Source organism: Alienimonas californiensis, assembly GCF_007743815.1.
In the GTDB taxonomy this organism is placed as follows: Bacteria; Planctomycetota; Planctomycetia; order Planctomycetales; family Planctomycetaceae; genus Alienimonas; species Alienimonas californiensis.
This window is the reverse complement of record NZ_CP036265.1, coordinates 2,834,979-2,848,624: the sequence shown is the minus strand read 5'-3', so window position 1 is coordinate 2,848,624 and position 13,646 is coordinate 2,834,979. Positions and strand designations below refer to the sequence as shown.

Below are 13,646 nucleotides of genomic sequence, written 5' to 3'. Positions count from 1 at the left end.
TCGTGCCCCGCAATCTCCCCCGCACGTGCGTCGCCGCGGTCGCGCTGACCTTCGCCCCCGTCGGGTTCGTCCCCGCAGGCTTCGCGCAGGAAGGAGGGGCGGCCCCCGCCGACGCCGCCGCCGGGATGCCGGACCTGCGCGAACTGTTGGAGGCCGGAGGGGTCGTCGGGCTGCTGATCCTCGCGCTGTCCGTGGCGATGGTGGCGTTGATCGTCCAGCAGATGCTCGCGGTGCGTCGCGGCCGGCTGCTGCCCCGGGGGTTGGCGGGCGAGGCTCACGGGCTGATCGCCCGCAAGCGGTTCAAGGAGGCGGCGGAGGTCGGCGCCCGCCGCGGGGGGCTGCTGGGCCGACTGGTGCACGCCGGAGCCGTCGAGGCGGACCGCGGCTACGAGGCGGCGGAGAAGGCGATGGAGGACGCCGCCGCCGAGGAGGCCGCCCGTCTGACCCGGCGGGCGGAGTACCTGTCCGTGATCGCCACCGTCGCCCCGATGCTGGGTCTGCTGGGGACCGTGTGGGGCATGATGCTGGCCTTCAACGAGTTCAGCACGAAGGCGAACCCGCAGGTGTCGGAGTTGGCGCCGGGCATCTTCAAAGCGCTGGTGACCACGCTGTTGGGGCTGGGCGTGGCGGTGCCGGCGGTGGCGTCGTTCGCCCTGCTGCGGAACAAGATCGACGAACTCGTCGCCGAGGCCGCCGGCGCCGCGGAGCACATCTTCAGCGAACTGCGGCGGAGCGCTCCGGCTCAGCCCGCCGCCGTTACGCCGAGGCCCCGCGCGGCCTCGGCGTTACAGACGCCTCCGCAGGCCCCCGCGGGGCCGGTCGCGCCGCTGGGGCGCCGGGGGGCGGGGCTGTGAAAACGCCCGAGCGCCGCCGTACGACGTTGCGGTTCAGCATGACGCCGCTGATCGACGTGACCTTCCTGCTGGTCACCTTCTTTCTGGCCGCCTCCCAGTTGGTGAAGATCGACGCCGGGGAGAGGGTCGACCTGCCGAGCGCCACGCTCGCCGCCGCCGCCGAGGCGGCGACGCCGAACCGCGTGACCGTGACGGTCGCAGCCGACGGCACGCTGCGGGTGGCCGGGCAGGTGCGGGACCGGGCGTTCGTGGCGGCGCTGTTCGCCGAGGCCGGGACCAAGCCGGACCCGGAGGTCCGTCTGCGGTGCGACCGGGCGGCGCCGTTCTCGGAGGTCGAACCCCTGCTGGTCGCCTGTGCGGAGGCCGGCGTGCGGGACGTGAAGTTCGCCGTGCTGCAACGCGACGGCGGCGGGGGGGACCGATGAAGCTCCCCAAGCGGCACGACGACGCGGAGGCCCGGCGTGAGCAGGCGCTCACGCCGATGATCGACCTGGTGTTCCTCCTGCTGACGTTCTGGATCTGCGCCAGCGTGGGCCGGGTGAGCGAGCAGGTGCTCGCCACGGAACTGAGCGGCACGGCGATCGAATTGGCCGCCCCGACCGACGAACCGCCCCCGCCGCTGGGCGAGTTGTGGGTGCGGCTGGACCGGGCCGGCAACCTGACGACCGTCACCGTCAACGACCGCACCTACCCGGGCCTGGAAGCGTTGGAGGAAGCGTTCCAGGGCCTCGCGGCGGCCGACGCGGCGGGCGAGTTGCCGGTGATCCTCGACGTCGGCGGCGCCGTCCCCGCCGGCGATGTGGTCCGCGTCTACGACGCAGCCAGAGCGGCGGGATTCGAGCAGGTCAGCTTCGCCGCGGACGCGCCGCAGGCTGGAAACTGAGCCCCGACCGTCAGGGAGGGGCCGTTCTGAGGCGCGCGAGCGATTCGTTCACCGACCGAACCGTTCGGCGACGTGCGAACGGCCCCTCCCTGACGGTCGGGGCTCGGGCAGGTTCTCCCAATCGCCGCACCGGCGTTGCCGAACGGGGCGGTTGCTGGGACCATCCCCGCCCCGATGCTCGCCCAGTCGCCCGCCGCCGATCTTGTCGTCCCGGCGGCCCCCGCCGCTCCGGCCGAGGCCGTGGAGCCGGTGACGCTCGCGGGGTGGCTGGCCGAGAGCGTGGGGCTGGACGGGTTCTGGGCGCTGGCGGTCGCGGCGGCGGTGCACGCCTTCGTGCTGCTCAACCTGTTCGGCGCCCTGCCGGCGGCGTTCATCTGGCTGGAGCGCAAGGAGAGCGGCCGCATGCAGGACCGGCAGGGGCCGACGCGGGTCGGCGGGCGGTTCGGCTGGTTGCAGGCGCTGGCGGACGGGCTGAAGCTCATTCAGAAGGAGGACCTCGTCCCCGACGCCGCCGACAAGTGGCTGTTCCGGGCGAGCCTGTACGTGCCGGCGATCAGCGTGCTGCTGGCCTTCACCCTGCTGCCGTTCAACGCCCGCTGGGTCGCCGTGGCGAGCGACGTGGGGTTGTTCCTGATCCTGGCGGTGCTGAGCTTGGAAGTCGTCGGCGTGGTGCTGGGCGGGTACACCAGTGGGTCGAAGTGGAGCCTGCTGGGGGGGATGCGGGAGGCGGCCCAGATGGTCAGCTACGAGATCCCGCTGGCCCTGACGGCGCTGGTCCCGGTGGTCGCGGCGGGGTCCCTGTCGATGGGCGAGATCGGGCTGTTTCAGGCGGGGTGGCTGTTCCCGAACTGGCTGGTCTTCGCCAATCCGTTCTGTGCGGTGGCGTTCGTGTGCTACTTCGTCGTCGCCGTGGCGGAGTGCAAACGGGCCCCGTTCGACCTCGCCGAGGCCGAGAGCGAACTGGTCGCCGGGTATTTCACGGAGTACGCCAGCTTCCGCTGGAGCATGTTCATGCTGGCCGAGTACGCGAGCATGTTCGTGGTCAGCCTGATCGCCTCGCTGCTGTTCCTGGGCGCGTGGTGGACCGGGATCGCCCCGCTGGACGCCGCCCTGATGGGGTTGAACGACTGGCGGCCGGACGTGGGCGTGGAGGGCTTCAGCGTCGGCGGGTATCTGGCGAACGTGCTGTTCGCGGGGGTGGTCTGCCTGAAGGCCTCGCTGCTGGTGGCCGTGCAGATCTGGGTGCGGTGGAGCCTGCCGCGGTTGCGGATTGATCAGGTGATGAGCGCCTGCCTGAAGTACCTCACTCCGATCGCCTGCGTGCTGCTGCTCGGGGCGACGCTGTGGCCGCTCGGGATGTTGGCGATCGTGGGCCGACCGACGGCGTTCGGCGCGACGTCCTTCTCGACGCCCCCCGGTTCGCCGTCGCCGTTAGGCGGCGCGTCCGCAATGATCGCGCCGCCTAACGGCGACGGCGAACCAGGGGAGGCGTTCCCATGACCGGAGCCGACGTACTGTTCGGCGTCTTTGCGGCGCTGGCCTGCGGGGGAGCGATCGGGGTGGCGGCGTGCCGCAGCGTCGCCCGGATGGCGTTTGCGCTGGTGGTCTGCCTGAGCGCGGTCGCAGGGTTGTTCTTCCTGTTGAACGCCCCGCTGGTCGGGGCGACGCAGCTCATTGTGTACGTCGGCGGGACCGTCGTGCTGCTGATCTTCGGGGTGATGCTGACCGACGCCGGCGTCGGCCGGCGGATGAAGATCGGGCTGCTGGAAACGATCTTCACCACCCTCGTCGCCGCGGGGCTGCTGGCGGCGCTGGGCTGGACGGCGGTGGGGCTGGGCCGGGCGATTCCGGGGCCGCCGACGTTCGCCGAGGACCGCACGGAGGTCGCCGCCGCCACGCCGGACACGCTGCGGCCGGTCGGGCTGAAGTTCCTCGGCTTCGGCGGGGCCTCGCGGACCGGGTTCCTGCTGCCGTTCGAGATCATCAGCGTGCACCTGTTGGTCGTGCTGATCGGGGCGGCGTACCTCGCCCGCGCCAAACGGCGGGTCGATCCGGAGGCGGACGCGACCCGCGACACCGCCAGCGACGTCTCGGGAGCGAATCCATGACCGGCTACCTGATCGTCTCCGCCGTGCTGCTGACCTGCGGGGTCGTGTGCATGGCGACGAAGCGCAACGCCGTCGGCGTGCTGATGGGCGTGGAACTGGCCCTGAACGCGGCGAGCGTGAACTTCGTCGCCGCCGCGGAGTTCGGTCCGCCGGCTGCCCCGGTGCAATCCGTCGCCGGGGACGCGCTGGGCATCGGCCTGGACGGGCAGATCGCGGCACTGTTCGTGATCGTGCTCGCCGCCGCGGAGGCCGCGGTGGCGCTGGCGATCGTGCTGGCCTTCTTCAATCAACACGGCACCGCCGACGTCGACGCCGCCTCGGAGCTACGGGGATGAGCGTCGCCCAACTCCTCGTCGCCGCGACCTTCGTGCCGCTGATCGGAGCCGTCGCCGGGCTGACGGCCCGCTGGTGGCGGCCGTCGCGGGACGACCGGGCGGCGGGGTTCGTCGCCTGTGCGAGCCTGTTCGCGTCGGTCGGCCTGTCCGTCGCCGCGGCGGCGCTGTGGGACGGGCCGGAGCCGGTCGAGGGGACGTGGTACGAGATCCTCTCGCTGCCGGGCGTGACCCTGGAACTGGGGCACCTGATCGACAGCCTCACGCTGACGATGTTCTGCATCGTCAGCCTGGTGGCGAGCTGCGTGTGCGTGTTCGCCCTCGGCTATCTCAGCGACGAACTCACGGAGGAGCACCGCGACTATCACCTCGCGCACGTCCTCGAACAGGAACTCGTCCGGCCCGGGCGGTTCCACCTGTTCTTCGGGTATCTGTGCCTGTTCGTCACGGCGATGCTGCTACTGGTGATCGGCGGGAACCTGTTCCACGTGTTCGTGGGGTGGGAGCTGGTCGGGGCGTGCAGCTATCTGCTGATCGGCTTCTATTACGAACGGCCCTACGCCAGCGCCGCGGCGACAAAGGCGTTCGTGGTGAACCGCATCGGCGACGCGGGCTTTCTGATCGGACTGGCGGCCCTGCTGGCGGCGAACGGGGACGTGCGGTTCCTCAGCCTGTTCGAGGCGGCGGGCGCCGGGGAACTCAGCCGGACGGCGCTGCTGGTCGGCGGGTTTGGGGTGCTGGCGGGCTGCGTGGGCAAGAGCGCCCAGTTCCCGCTGCAGGTCTGGTTGCCGGACGCGATGGCGGGGCCGACGCCGGTCTCGGCGCTGGTGCACTCCGCGACGATGGTCGCCGGCGGCGTGTACCTCGTCGGCCGGATGACCCCGGCGCTGCCGCCGGAGGTGTTGCTGACGGTCGCCTACCTCGGCTGCGTCACGCTGGTCGTCGGGGCCGTGCCGGCGCTGTTTCAGACGGACATCAAGGGGATTCTGGCGTACAGCAGCATCTCCCAGCTGGGTTACATGATGCTGGCGCTGGGCGTGACCGGCTGGGGGGCGGGGCTCTTCCACCTCGTCACGCACGCCTTCTTCAAGAGCCTGATGTTCCTCTGCGCCGGCAGCGTGATCGTCGCGTGCCACCACGAGCAGGACGTGAGGAAGCTCGGCGGCCTGATGCGAAAAATGCCGGTCACCGCCGGGGCGATGCTGGTGGGGGTGATCGCGATCAGCGGGCTGGCGATCCCCGGGGTGAGCGTCTTCGGCGAAGCGCTGAGCTTCAGCGGGTTCCATTCGAAGGACGCGATCCTGAGCCACGCCCTCGCCTTCACGGAGGCGAACGCCGGGCACGCGGCGCTGTTCTGGGTCCCGCTGGTCACGGCGGGGCTGACGGCGCTGTACATGGTGCGGCTGTGGGGGCTGACCTTCGCCGGGGCGCCGGGCTCGGCGACGAAGGGGGCGCACGAAAGCCCGGCGGTGATGCTGGCGCCGATCGTCGTGCTGGCCGGGCTGGCGGCGTTCTGTGCGGTCGGCGGCGACGGCGGGCCGCTGTACGGGTTCCTGACCCGCACGGCGCCGGAGCCGGGCGCCTTCGAACTGTTCGTTTCCCCGAGCGAAGCGGCCGTCGACGAGGCCCACCACCACGCGGAGGTCATGGGTCTGATCGCCGCGGGGCTGGGCGCCGCCGCCGGGCTGGCGCTGTTCGGGCCGTGGCGGCGGGCGCCGGGGCAGGCTCGGGCCGAGGGGCTGAAGGACGCCGCCGTCGTCCGCTGGCTGCGGAGGGGCTGGGGGTTCGACGCCGTCTACCGGGCGCTGGCCGTGCGGCCGACGTTGATGCTGGGCGAGGCGACGGCCCTGACGGACCGGGCGGCGATCGACGGCTTGGTCGACGGAGCCGCGGGGCTGACGGGCGTCGTGGCCCGGATCGAGCGGGCCGTGGACGAACGGGTGGTCGACGGCCTGGTGCGGGGCGTGGGCCGCACCGCCCGCGGCTTCGGTCGGCTGTTCGGGGCGGTGCAGAGCGGCGGACTGCGGCAGTACGTCGCGGCGCTGGCGGCCTGTGCTGTGGGACTGGCGGTTCTCGCCGTGGTCCTGCTGGCCGGATGAGGTCGTTCCCGTCACACTCCGACCCCCTAACGCCGAGGCCCCGCGGGGCCTCGGCGTTATCACGCATCTAGGATTTTGATGGACCCCGCCGCCCTGCTGTCGCTGATCGTGTTCCTCCCCGCCGTGGGGGCGATCGCGACGGCGTGCGCCCCGGCGGGGCTCGCCCGGCTGGTCGGCGTGAGCACGGTCGCGGCGACCTTCCTGCTGACCACCGTCGCCCTACTACCGGCCTATTTCGAGGCGACGCCGGACGACTACGGCATGCGGCTGGTCACGGACGCTGAGTGGGTGCCCTCTTTTAACATCCGCTACGCGCTCGGCGTGGACGGCATCAGCCTGCCGCTGGTGGTCCTCACCGGGCTGGTGTTCCTGCTGGCGGCGGGGGCGTCGTGGCGGATTGAGGAGAAGCCGCGGGCCTACTGGAGCCTGTTCCTGTTGCTCGAAACGGGCGTGCTGGGCACGTTTCTGGCGCTGGACCTGTTCCTGTTCTACGTGCTGTTCGAGGTGATGCTGCTGCCCATGTATTTCCTGATCGGCGTGTGGGGCGGGCCGAACCGGGCGTACGCGGCGATCAAGTTCTTCCTCTATACGCTGGCCGGCTCGCTGCTGCTGCTGGTCGCCCTGCTGATGCTCTACGCCGCCGGGGGGAGCGGGGCGGCGGCAAGCACGTTCGACATGCGAACGCTGTCCGACGTCGCCCGCGGCGCCGGGACGGGCGAGTACGCCGGGGTGACGATCGACCACGGCACGCAGACGCTCGCCTTCTGGCTGATGCTGGGCTGTTTCCTCATCAAGCTGCCCGCGGTGCCGTTCCACACCTGGCTGCCGGACGCCCACGTCGAGGCGCCCACGCCGATCTCCATGATCCTCGCCGGCGTGCTGCTGAAGGTCGGCGGGTACGGCATCCTGCGGCTGGCCTATCCGCTCGCCCCGCTGGGGGCGGCCGAGGCGGCGGAGACCGTGTGCGCCCTTGGGGCGATCAGCGTGATCTACGGGGCCTTGGCGGCGATGGCCCAGACGGACTTCAAACGGCTGGTGGCCTACTCCTCCGTCAGCCATATGGGCTACGTCCTGCTGGGTCTGGGCGCCTGGACGCTGGCCGAACCGGACTTCTGGCGGATGGGCTTCTCCGGGGCGATCTTCCAGATGGTCGGCCACGGGATCACCAGCACGGGGATGTTCTTTGCGGTCGGCGTGCTGTACGACCGCGTGCATCACCGGGAGCTGAACCGCTTCGGGGGCCTGCTGCGACGCATGCCGCTCTACGCGGCGCTGGGGCTGGGGATGAGCTTCGCCGCCCTCGGCCTGCCGGGGCTGTGCGGGTTCGTGGGGGAAGCCGTCACCGTGTTCGCCGCCTGGCCGGCGACCTGGTGGGCGGCCGCGGCGGGGGCGTTCGGCATTATCCTCACGGCCGGCTACATGCTGCGGATGGTTCAGCGGGTGTTCCTCGGGGCGGAGTACGTCGGCCCGCTGCGGGAGAACCTCGTGCCCATGTCCGGCCGGGAGACCTCGATCTTCGCCGTGCTGATGCTGCTTGCCGTGGCGCTGGGGGTCTATCCGCGGCCGGTGTTCGACGTGGCGGAGCCGGCGGTGGATCGGTTGGTCATGACCCTCGGCGACGCCGTCGAGGCGGAGCAAATTCGGACCGATCCCGAATCGACCCTCGCCGCCGTTCCCGCTGAGGCCGCAGTACCTGCTGAGGACGCCGAGCCCGCGGAGGCGGAATGACGCCCGCCGCGATCCCGCTTCTCGCGGAGTTGCCGCACAACCCGCACGCGATCGACGTGGCCCGCGACTGGGATCACGTGATCGGCGACGTGGTCGGCAGTCTGCCGGCCTTCGCGGCGGAACTGACGGTCTGCGCGGTGATCGTCGCGATCCTGCTCAGCCGGTTGTTCGGCTTGGCGAAGTGGCTGCCGGCCAGCACGGTGGCGTTCGTCGGGTCGGCGATCGCCACGGCGGTCGCCTGTTTGCAGTGGGGAGCCGCGTTCGAGTCCGCCGACGACGGCTGGGCCGGACTGGTGCGGAACGATTCGCTGACGGTCTTCGTCCGCGTGCTGGTGCTGTTGGGCTGGAACCTGACGGTGACCCTCACCGTGCTGACCGGCGTGCCGCGGCCCTCCGCCGACCCGGGGGATGACGACGGGCCGGACTTCCACCTGCCCCTCGCTGCCGTCGCCCTGGGCAGCATGCTGATGGGGCAGGCGAACCACCTGCTCATGCTGTTTCTCGCCGTGGAGATGGCCAGCGTGCCGGCCTACGTGCTGGTCGGTTTCCGCAAGGGCAGCCGCGAGGCGGGGGAGGCGGCGCTGAAGTACCTCGTGTTCGGGGCCGGTGCCGCCGCGGTGATGATGTACGGCGCCAGCCTGCTCGCCGGGGCGACCGGCACGCTGTCGTTCCCGGTGCTGGGTGAACGGCTGGCGCTGGTCCGGCTGGACGGCCTCGGCTGGGAGGAACCGGGCGTGGGCGGGGCGGCGATCGCCGGGGTCGTGTTCGTGCTGTGCGGGCTGGCCTTCAAGCTGAGTCTCGTCCCCTTCCACTTTTGGAGCCCGGACGCCTTTCAGGGGGCGCTGGCAGAGGTCAGCGGGTTCCTCTCCGTCGCCCCGAAGATCGGCGCCTTCGCCCTGCTCGTGCGGTTCGGGCTGAGCCTGAACGGGGACTACGGCGAGACCGGCGACACTTTGCTGACCGGCCTCGGAATGGCCTGTGCCGCGGGGGCGGCGGTCTCGATGACGTTCGGCAACCTCGCCGCGTTCGCCCAGAAGGACCTCGGCCGACTGCTGGCCTACAGCACCGTGGCCCAATCCGGCACCGTGCTGCTGGGCGTGGCGGCCTGCTTCCTGGGCGTGGGCCGGGGCGAACCGGACCTCGCCGCCGCGGGACTGGCCGGGACGCTGCTCTATCTGATCGCGTATCTGTTCCTGAACCTCGGGGCGTTCGCGGCGGTGGCGATTTTTCGGAACCGCACCCTGCGGACGGACGTCGCCTCGCTGGCCGGGCTGGGAGCGAAGATGCCCTGGATCGCGGGCTGTTTCGCGGTGAGCCTCGTCGGGCTGGTCGGGCTGCCGCCGACGGCCGGGTTCGTCGGCAAGTTGGCGGTGTTCGCGGCGACGCTGTCGGACCGCGAGGGTTCCCCGCTGCTGTTCCTCTGCGGCGGAATCGCCGCGGCGAACACCGTGGCCAGCCTGTTCTATTACTTCCGCCCGATCCGCAGCCTGTACCTTGACGCGGCCCCGGCCGAGCGGCCCGGCCACCGCGTCGCGGTCCAACCGCCGGCGAGCGGGTCGGAGCGGGCCTACCTCGTCCTGCTGGCCGCCCCGACGGTGGGCATCCTCCTGCTGTTCGGCCGCCTCGGCGCCCTGTGTGAAGCGATCGCGGAGGCGACGCTGCGATGAGCCGGCCGAACCCCGCGCCGGTCCCGCCGCCGCTCCCCCTGATCGACACCCACACCCACCTGCAGGAGGACGGGTACGTCGGCGATCTGGCGGAGACGATCGCCCGGGCCGCCGACGCGGGGGTCGGGACGCTGTTCGTCGTTGGCATCGACCGGGCCACCAGCGAGGCCGCGGTGAGCCTCGCCGAGCAACACGACGCCCTGTTCGCCGTCGTCGGCGTGCAGCCGAACTACGTGCACCAGACCGCCCCGGACGACCGGGACCGCATCACCGAACTGGCCGCTCACCCCCGCGTCGTGGCGGTCGGGGAGACGGGGCTGGATCACTACTGGGACTACGCCCCTCACGATTTGCAGGAGGAGTGGTTCCGCTGGCACCTCGGGCTGTCGGTTGCCTATGGCAAGCCGTTCGTCGTGCACTGCCGCGAGGCGGAGGCGGACACCGTCCGGGTCATGCGCGAGTTCGCCGAACTGCCCGGTTCCAGGGACGAGGGGGCCGCCGGCGCCGAGGGGCTCCCGCCGGGGGTCATGCACTCCTTCGCCGGCGACGCGGAGACGGCCCGGCGGTGCCTGGATCTCGGCCTGCATCTGTCGTTCAGCGGGATGGTTACCTACAAGAAAAACAAGGCCCTGCTGGCCGTCGCCGCGGACTGCCCCGCCGACCGTCTGCTGGTCGAAACGGACTGCCCCTACCTCGTCCCCACCCCCCGGCGGGGCAAGGTGAAGCGCAACGAACCGGCGTACGTGGCCTACACGCTGTCGGCGATCGCCGAGGCCCGCGGCCTCCCCGCGGCGGAACTGGCGGAGACGACCACCGCCAACGCCCGCCGGCTGTTCGGGTTGGACGACGCCCCCTCACGCTGAGGTCCGTCTCGACCGCTTGCGGTTTCGCAGGGCCCGAACGAGTCGGCGCCCGCGAAACCGCAAGCGACGCCTGGGACGGAGAAGGACGCAGAGGGAACGAACCGCCCTCGCCGCCGCTTCGCCCTTGCCAGTTCGGCCCTCCGTATGCGAAGCATCAGAGTGCCCGGTTCGCTGTCTCCGGGTCGCTTCCCTTCCCCGCGGCACGGACGCCGTCGATTATGCCCGCCCCCGGTTCCTCCGCCGTCGGTTCCCCTGCCGCACGGCCCGTCCGCGCCCAACCCACCCATTTCCCCGTGAAGCTGGCCGACACCGTCCGCAACCTCGGCCGCCCGCGGGTGCTGGTGGTCGGGGACGTGATTCTCGACCGCTACATCTGGGGCGAGGCGGAGCGGGTCTCCCAGGAGGCCCCCGTCATTCTGCTGCGGGAATCCAAGCGTGAAGTACGGCTGGGCGGGGCGGCGAACGTCGCCAACATGCTCGCCGGGCTGGGCGCTCAGCCGGTGGTCGCCGGGGTGATCGGCGACGACGCCGACGGCCGGGCCTGCCGGGGCGAACTGGAAGCCGCCGGCGTGGCGACCGGCGGATTGATCGCCGACCACGGCCGGCCGACCACCGTCAAGGAGCGGTTCCTCGGCCGGGCGCACCACCGGCATCCGCACCAGATGCTGCGGGTGGACCGCGAGGTCCGCGACGCCCTCAGCCCGCAGGTCGAAGACGCCCTGCTGAAGCGGATCGAACAACTGCTCCCCACCGTCGCCGCGGTGCTGCTGAGCGACTACGGCAAGGGCGTGCTGACCCCGCGGGTCTGCGAGGGCGTGATCGCCGCCGCGAAGCAGGCCGGATTGCCGGTGCTGGCCGACCCGCCGGGCAACGGGGACTGCTCCCGCTTCCGCGGGGCGACCGCCGTCACTCCCAACCGGACCGAAACCGGCCGGGCCGTCGGCAAGCAGATCGAAACGGTCGCCGACGCCGAGGCCGCCGGGAAGAAGCTCGTCGCGGAACTCGACCTGGAGCACTGCTTCGTCACGATCGACAGCGACGGCATCGTGCTGGCGAAGCGGGACGAAGCGGGCGAGTTGACGACCAGTTGCCACCCGACCCGCCGCCGGGGCGTCGCGGACATCACCGGGGCCGGCGACGTGGTGCTGGCCGTGATCGGCCTCGCCGCCGCCGAAGGGCTCTCCCCCGAGGATCAGGCCCGACTGGCGAACGTCGCCGGCGGGATCGAAGTTGAAAAGGTGGGTTGCGCCCCCGTCACGCGGGACGAGATCGTCGCCGACCTGCTCTCCGGCGGCCGCGGCGGCGCCGGGCGGATCGTGGAAGACGTGGACGCCCTCGCCGACCTGCTGAGCCGGCGTCAGTCCTCCGGGCAGACAGTCGTGTTCACCAACGGCTGTTTCGACCTGCTCCACGCGGGGCACGTCGCCTCGCTGGAGGAGGCCAGCGCCCAGGGGGACGTACTGGTGGTCGCGGTGAATACGGATTCCTCCGTCCGCGGCCTCGGCAAGGGTTCCGACCGGCCGCTGGTGCCGGAGGAACAGCGAATCGCGATGCTCGCCGCGTTGCGGTCCGTCGATTACGTCGTGCCGATGCCGGACGCCACCCCGCACCGCCTGCTCCGCATCCTGCGGCCGGACGTGCTGGTGAAGGGCGGGACCTACTCCGTCGACGAAATCGTCGGGCGGGAGGTGGTCGAAGACTACGGCGGCTCCGTCCGCCCGCTGGGCGTGCTGGAAGGCTGGAGCACCACCCAGATCGTCGAGCGCATCCGTAGCGGCAAAACCCCCAGCGCCCCGGGCGCCGAGACGGCAGGCGACAAGGCCGCGAACGATCATGCGGCGGACGGCAAATCGTCCGCCGACTCGAACGGCGACACCGTGTTGATGCGGAGGGCGGCATGATCGCCCGCGGCCCCCTGCAACCGAAAAACGTTCACACGCTCGCCGCGTTCCTGCCGAACTGGGTGGGCGACGCCGTGATGGCGACCCCCGCCCTGCGGGCCTTGCGCGCCCGCTTCGCCGACGCCCGCGTCGTCGCCGTCTGCCGGCCCCCGGTGGGCGACGTGCTGGCCGGGACGGGGTTGGCGGACGAGATCGTCGCCCTGCCGAAGGCCAAGCGGGCGGCGTGGCGGGCCTCCCGCTCGCTGCGGCGGAACCGGGCCGATCTGGCGGTGCTGTTCCCCAACTCGCTGCGGTCCGCGGCGATCGCCCGGGTGGCCGGGGCCCGGCGGACGCTGGGCTTCGACCGCGACGGCCGCCGCTGGCTGCTGACCGACCCGGTGGCGATGGGCGACCGCTCCACGCCCTCGCCCACGCTGCTCTCCTACAACAAGCTCGCCAAGGCCGCCGGCTGTGACGACCCCGGCACTCGCACCGAACTCGCCGTCCAACCGGCCGACGAGGCGGCGTTCGCGGCGGTGCTCCACGACTACCCGGTGTTGCGCGACGGATTCGTCGCCCTGAACCCCGGCGGCGCCTTCGGAGCGGCGAAGCACTGGCCGACGGCCCACTTCGCCGACCTGGCCCGCCGCATCGCCGCCACGCAGGGCCGGGCTGTGCTGGCGCTGTGCGGGCCGAGCGAACGCCCGATCGCCGCGGAGATCGCCGCCCTCGCCGACGACCCGCGGGTGGTCAGCGTTGGGGTCTCCGCGGAAGGCGACCGCAAGCTCTCGATCGGGCTGACCAAGGCCGCCGTGCGGGCCGCCGACCTGCTGGTGACGACCGACAGCGGCCCCCGGCACTTCGCCGGCCCGCTGGGCACGCCGGCCGTCACCCTGTTTGGCCCCACGCACATCGCCTGGAGCGAGACGTTCCACCCGAACGCCACGCACCTCCAGTTGCCCGTGGACTGCGGCCCCTGCCAGCAGCGGACCTGTCCGCTGGGGCACCACAAGTGCATGCAGGAACTCTCGCCGGACCGCGTCTTCGCCGCGGTGCGGGAGGCCCTGTCGGCCGGCTCGACGACGGCGTCGGCGGCCCCGCCGCTCGCCCGCCGCGCCGCCTGACGACCACTCACCACCAACCCGACGCGTCAGCGAGGGCGTTAGCCGAACGGTTTCCGGCGGCCTCGCGGACGCGTCGGGTGGGTGGAAGACCGCCTCATTTCGCTCCGC

12 protein-coding genes are annotated in these 13,646 nt (G+C 71.8%); all 12 read left to right on the top strand.

The annotated features are described in order from the left end of the window. Positions 1-2: 2 nt before the first annotated feature. Complete coding sequence (locus tag CA12_RS11290; RefSeq protein ID WP_145359049.1) at positions 3-854, top strand: MotA/TolQ/ExbB proton channel family protein; 852 nt, start codon at positions 3-5, stop codon at positions 852-854. Positions 855-892: 38 nt separating this feature from the next. Then, complete coding sequence (locus tag CA12_RS11285; RefSeq protein WP_145359048.1) at positions 893-1,279, top strand: ExbD/TolR family protein; 387 nt, start codon at positions 893-895, stop codon at positions 1,277-1,279. Beyond that, the gene (locus CA12_RS11280) at positions 1,276-1,737 is read left to right on the top strand and encodes an ExbD/TolR family protein (protein WP_145359047.1); all 462 of its coding nucleotides are present in this window, start codon (positions 1,276-1,278) and stop codon (positions 1,735-1,737) included. The genes CA12_RS11285 and CA12_RS11280 overlap by 4 nt, the downstream gene beginning before the upstream one ends. A gap of 174 nt (positions 1,738-1,911) precedes the next feature. Beyond that, positions 1,912-3,237 carry a complex I subunit 1/NuoH family protein gene (locus CA12_RS11275; protein WP_145359046.1) on the top strand — a complete coding sequence of 442 codons (1,326 nt, stop codon included), beginning with the start codon at positions 1,912-1,914 and terminating at the stop codon, positions 3,235-3,237. Further along, positions 3,234-3,845 (top strand): NADH-quinone oxidoreductase subunit J family protein, encoded by a 612-nt coding sequence (locus tag CA12_RS11270; RefSeq protein WP_145359045.1) that lies wholly within the window; start codon positions 3,234-3,236, stop codon positions 3,843-3,845. Before CA12_RS11275 ends, CA12_RS11270 begins: the two co-directional genes overlap by 4 nt. Then, the gene (nuoK, locus tag CA12_RS11265) at positions 3,842-4,180 is read left to right on the top strand and encodes an NADH-quinone oxidoreductase subunit NuoK (RefSeq protein ID WP_145359044.1); all 339 of its coding nucleotides are present in this window, start codon (positions 3,842-3,844) and stop codon (positions 4,178-4,180) included. Before CA12_RS11270 ends, nuoK begins: the two co-directional genes overlap by 4 nt. Then, entirely contained in the window at positions 4,177-6,276 is a 2,100-nt protein-coding gene (locus CA12_RS11260; protein ID WP_145359043.1) for an NADH-quinone oxidoreductase subunit L, read from the top strand. Before nuoK ends, CA12_RS11260 begins: the two co-directional genes overlap by 4 nt. Positions 6,277-6,354: 78 nt before the next feature. Then, positions 6,355-8,004: a complex I subunit 4 family protein gene (locus CA12_RS11255; RefSeq protein WP_145359042.1), complete on the top strand. Its 1,650-nt coding sequence runs from the start codon at positions 6,355-6,357 to the stop codon at positions 8,002-8,004. Next, positions 8,001-9,671 (top strand): NADH-quinone oxidoreductase subunit N, encoded by a 1,671-nt coding sequence (locus CA12_RS11250; protein ID WP_145359041.1) that lies wholly within the window; start codon positions 8,001-8,003, stop codon positions 9,669-9,671. Before CA12_RS11255 ends, CA12_RS11250 begins: the two co-directional genes overlap by 4 nt. After that, positions 9,668-10,534: a TatD family hydrolase gene (locus tag CA12_RS11245; RefSeq protein ID WP_145359040.1), complete on the top strand. Its 867-nt coding sequence runs from the start codon at positions 9,668-9,670 to the stop codon at positions 10,532-10,534. The genes CA12_RS11250 and CA12_RS11245 overlap by 4 nt, the downstream gene beginning before the upstream one ends. A 293-nt stretch (positions 10,535-10,827) precedes the next feature. Continuing rightward, the gene (locus CA12_RS11240) at positions 10,828-12,435 is read left to right on the top strand and encodes a PfkB family carbohydrate kinase (RefSeq protein WP_242687851.1); all 1,608 of its coding nucleotides are present in this window, start codon (positions 10,828-10,830) and stop codon (positions 12,433-12,435) included. Next, positions 12,432-13,538 carry a lipopolysaccharide heptosyltransferase II gene (waaF, locus tag CA12_RS11235; protein ID WP_145359038.1) on the top strand — a complete coding sequence of 369 codons (1,107 nt, stop codon included), beginning with the start codon at positions 12,432-12,434 and terminating at the stop codon, positions 13,536-13,538. Before CA12_RS11240 ends, waaF begins: the two co-directional genes overlap by 4 nt. The last annotated feature ends 108 nt before the right edge of the window (positions 13,539-13,646 follow it).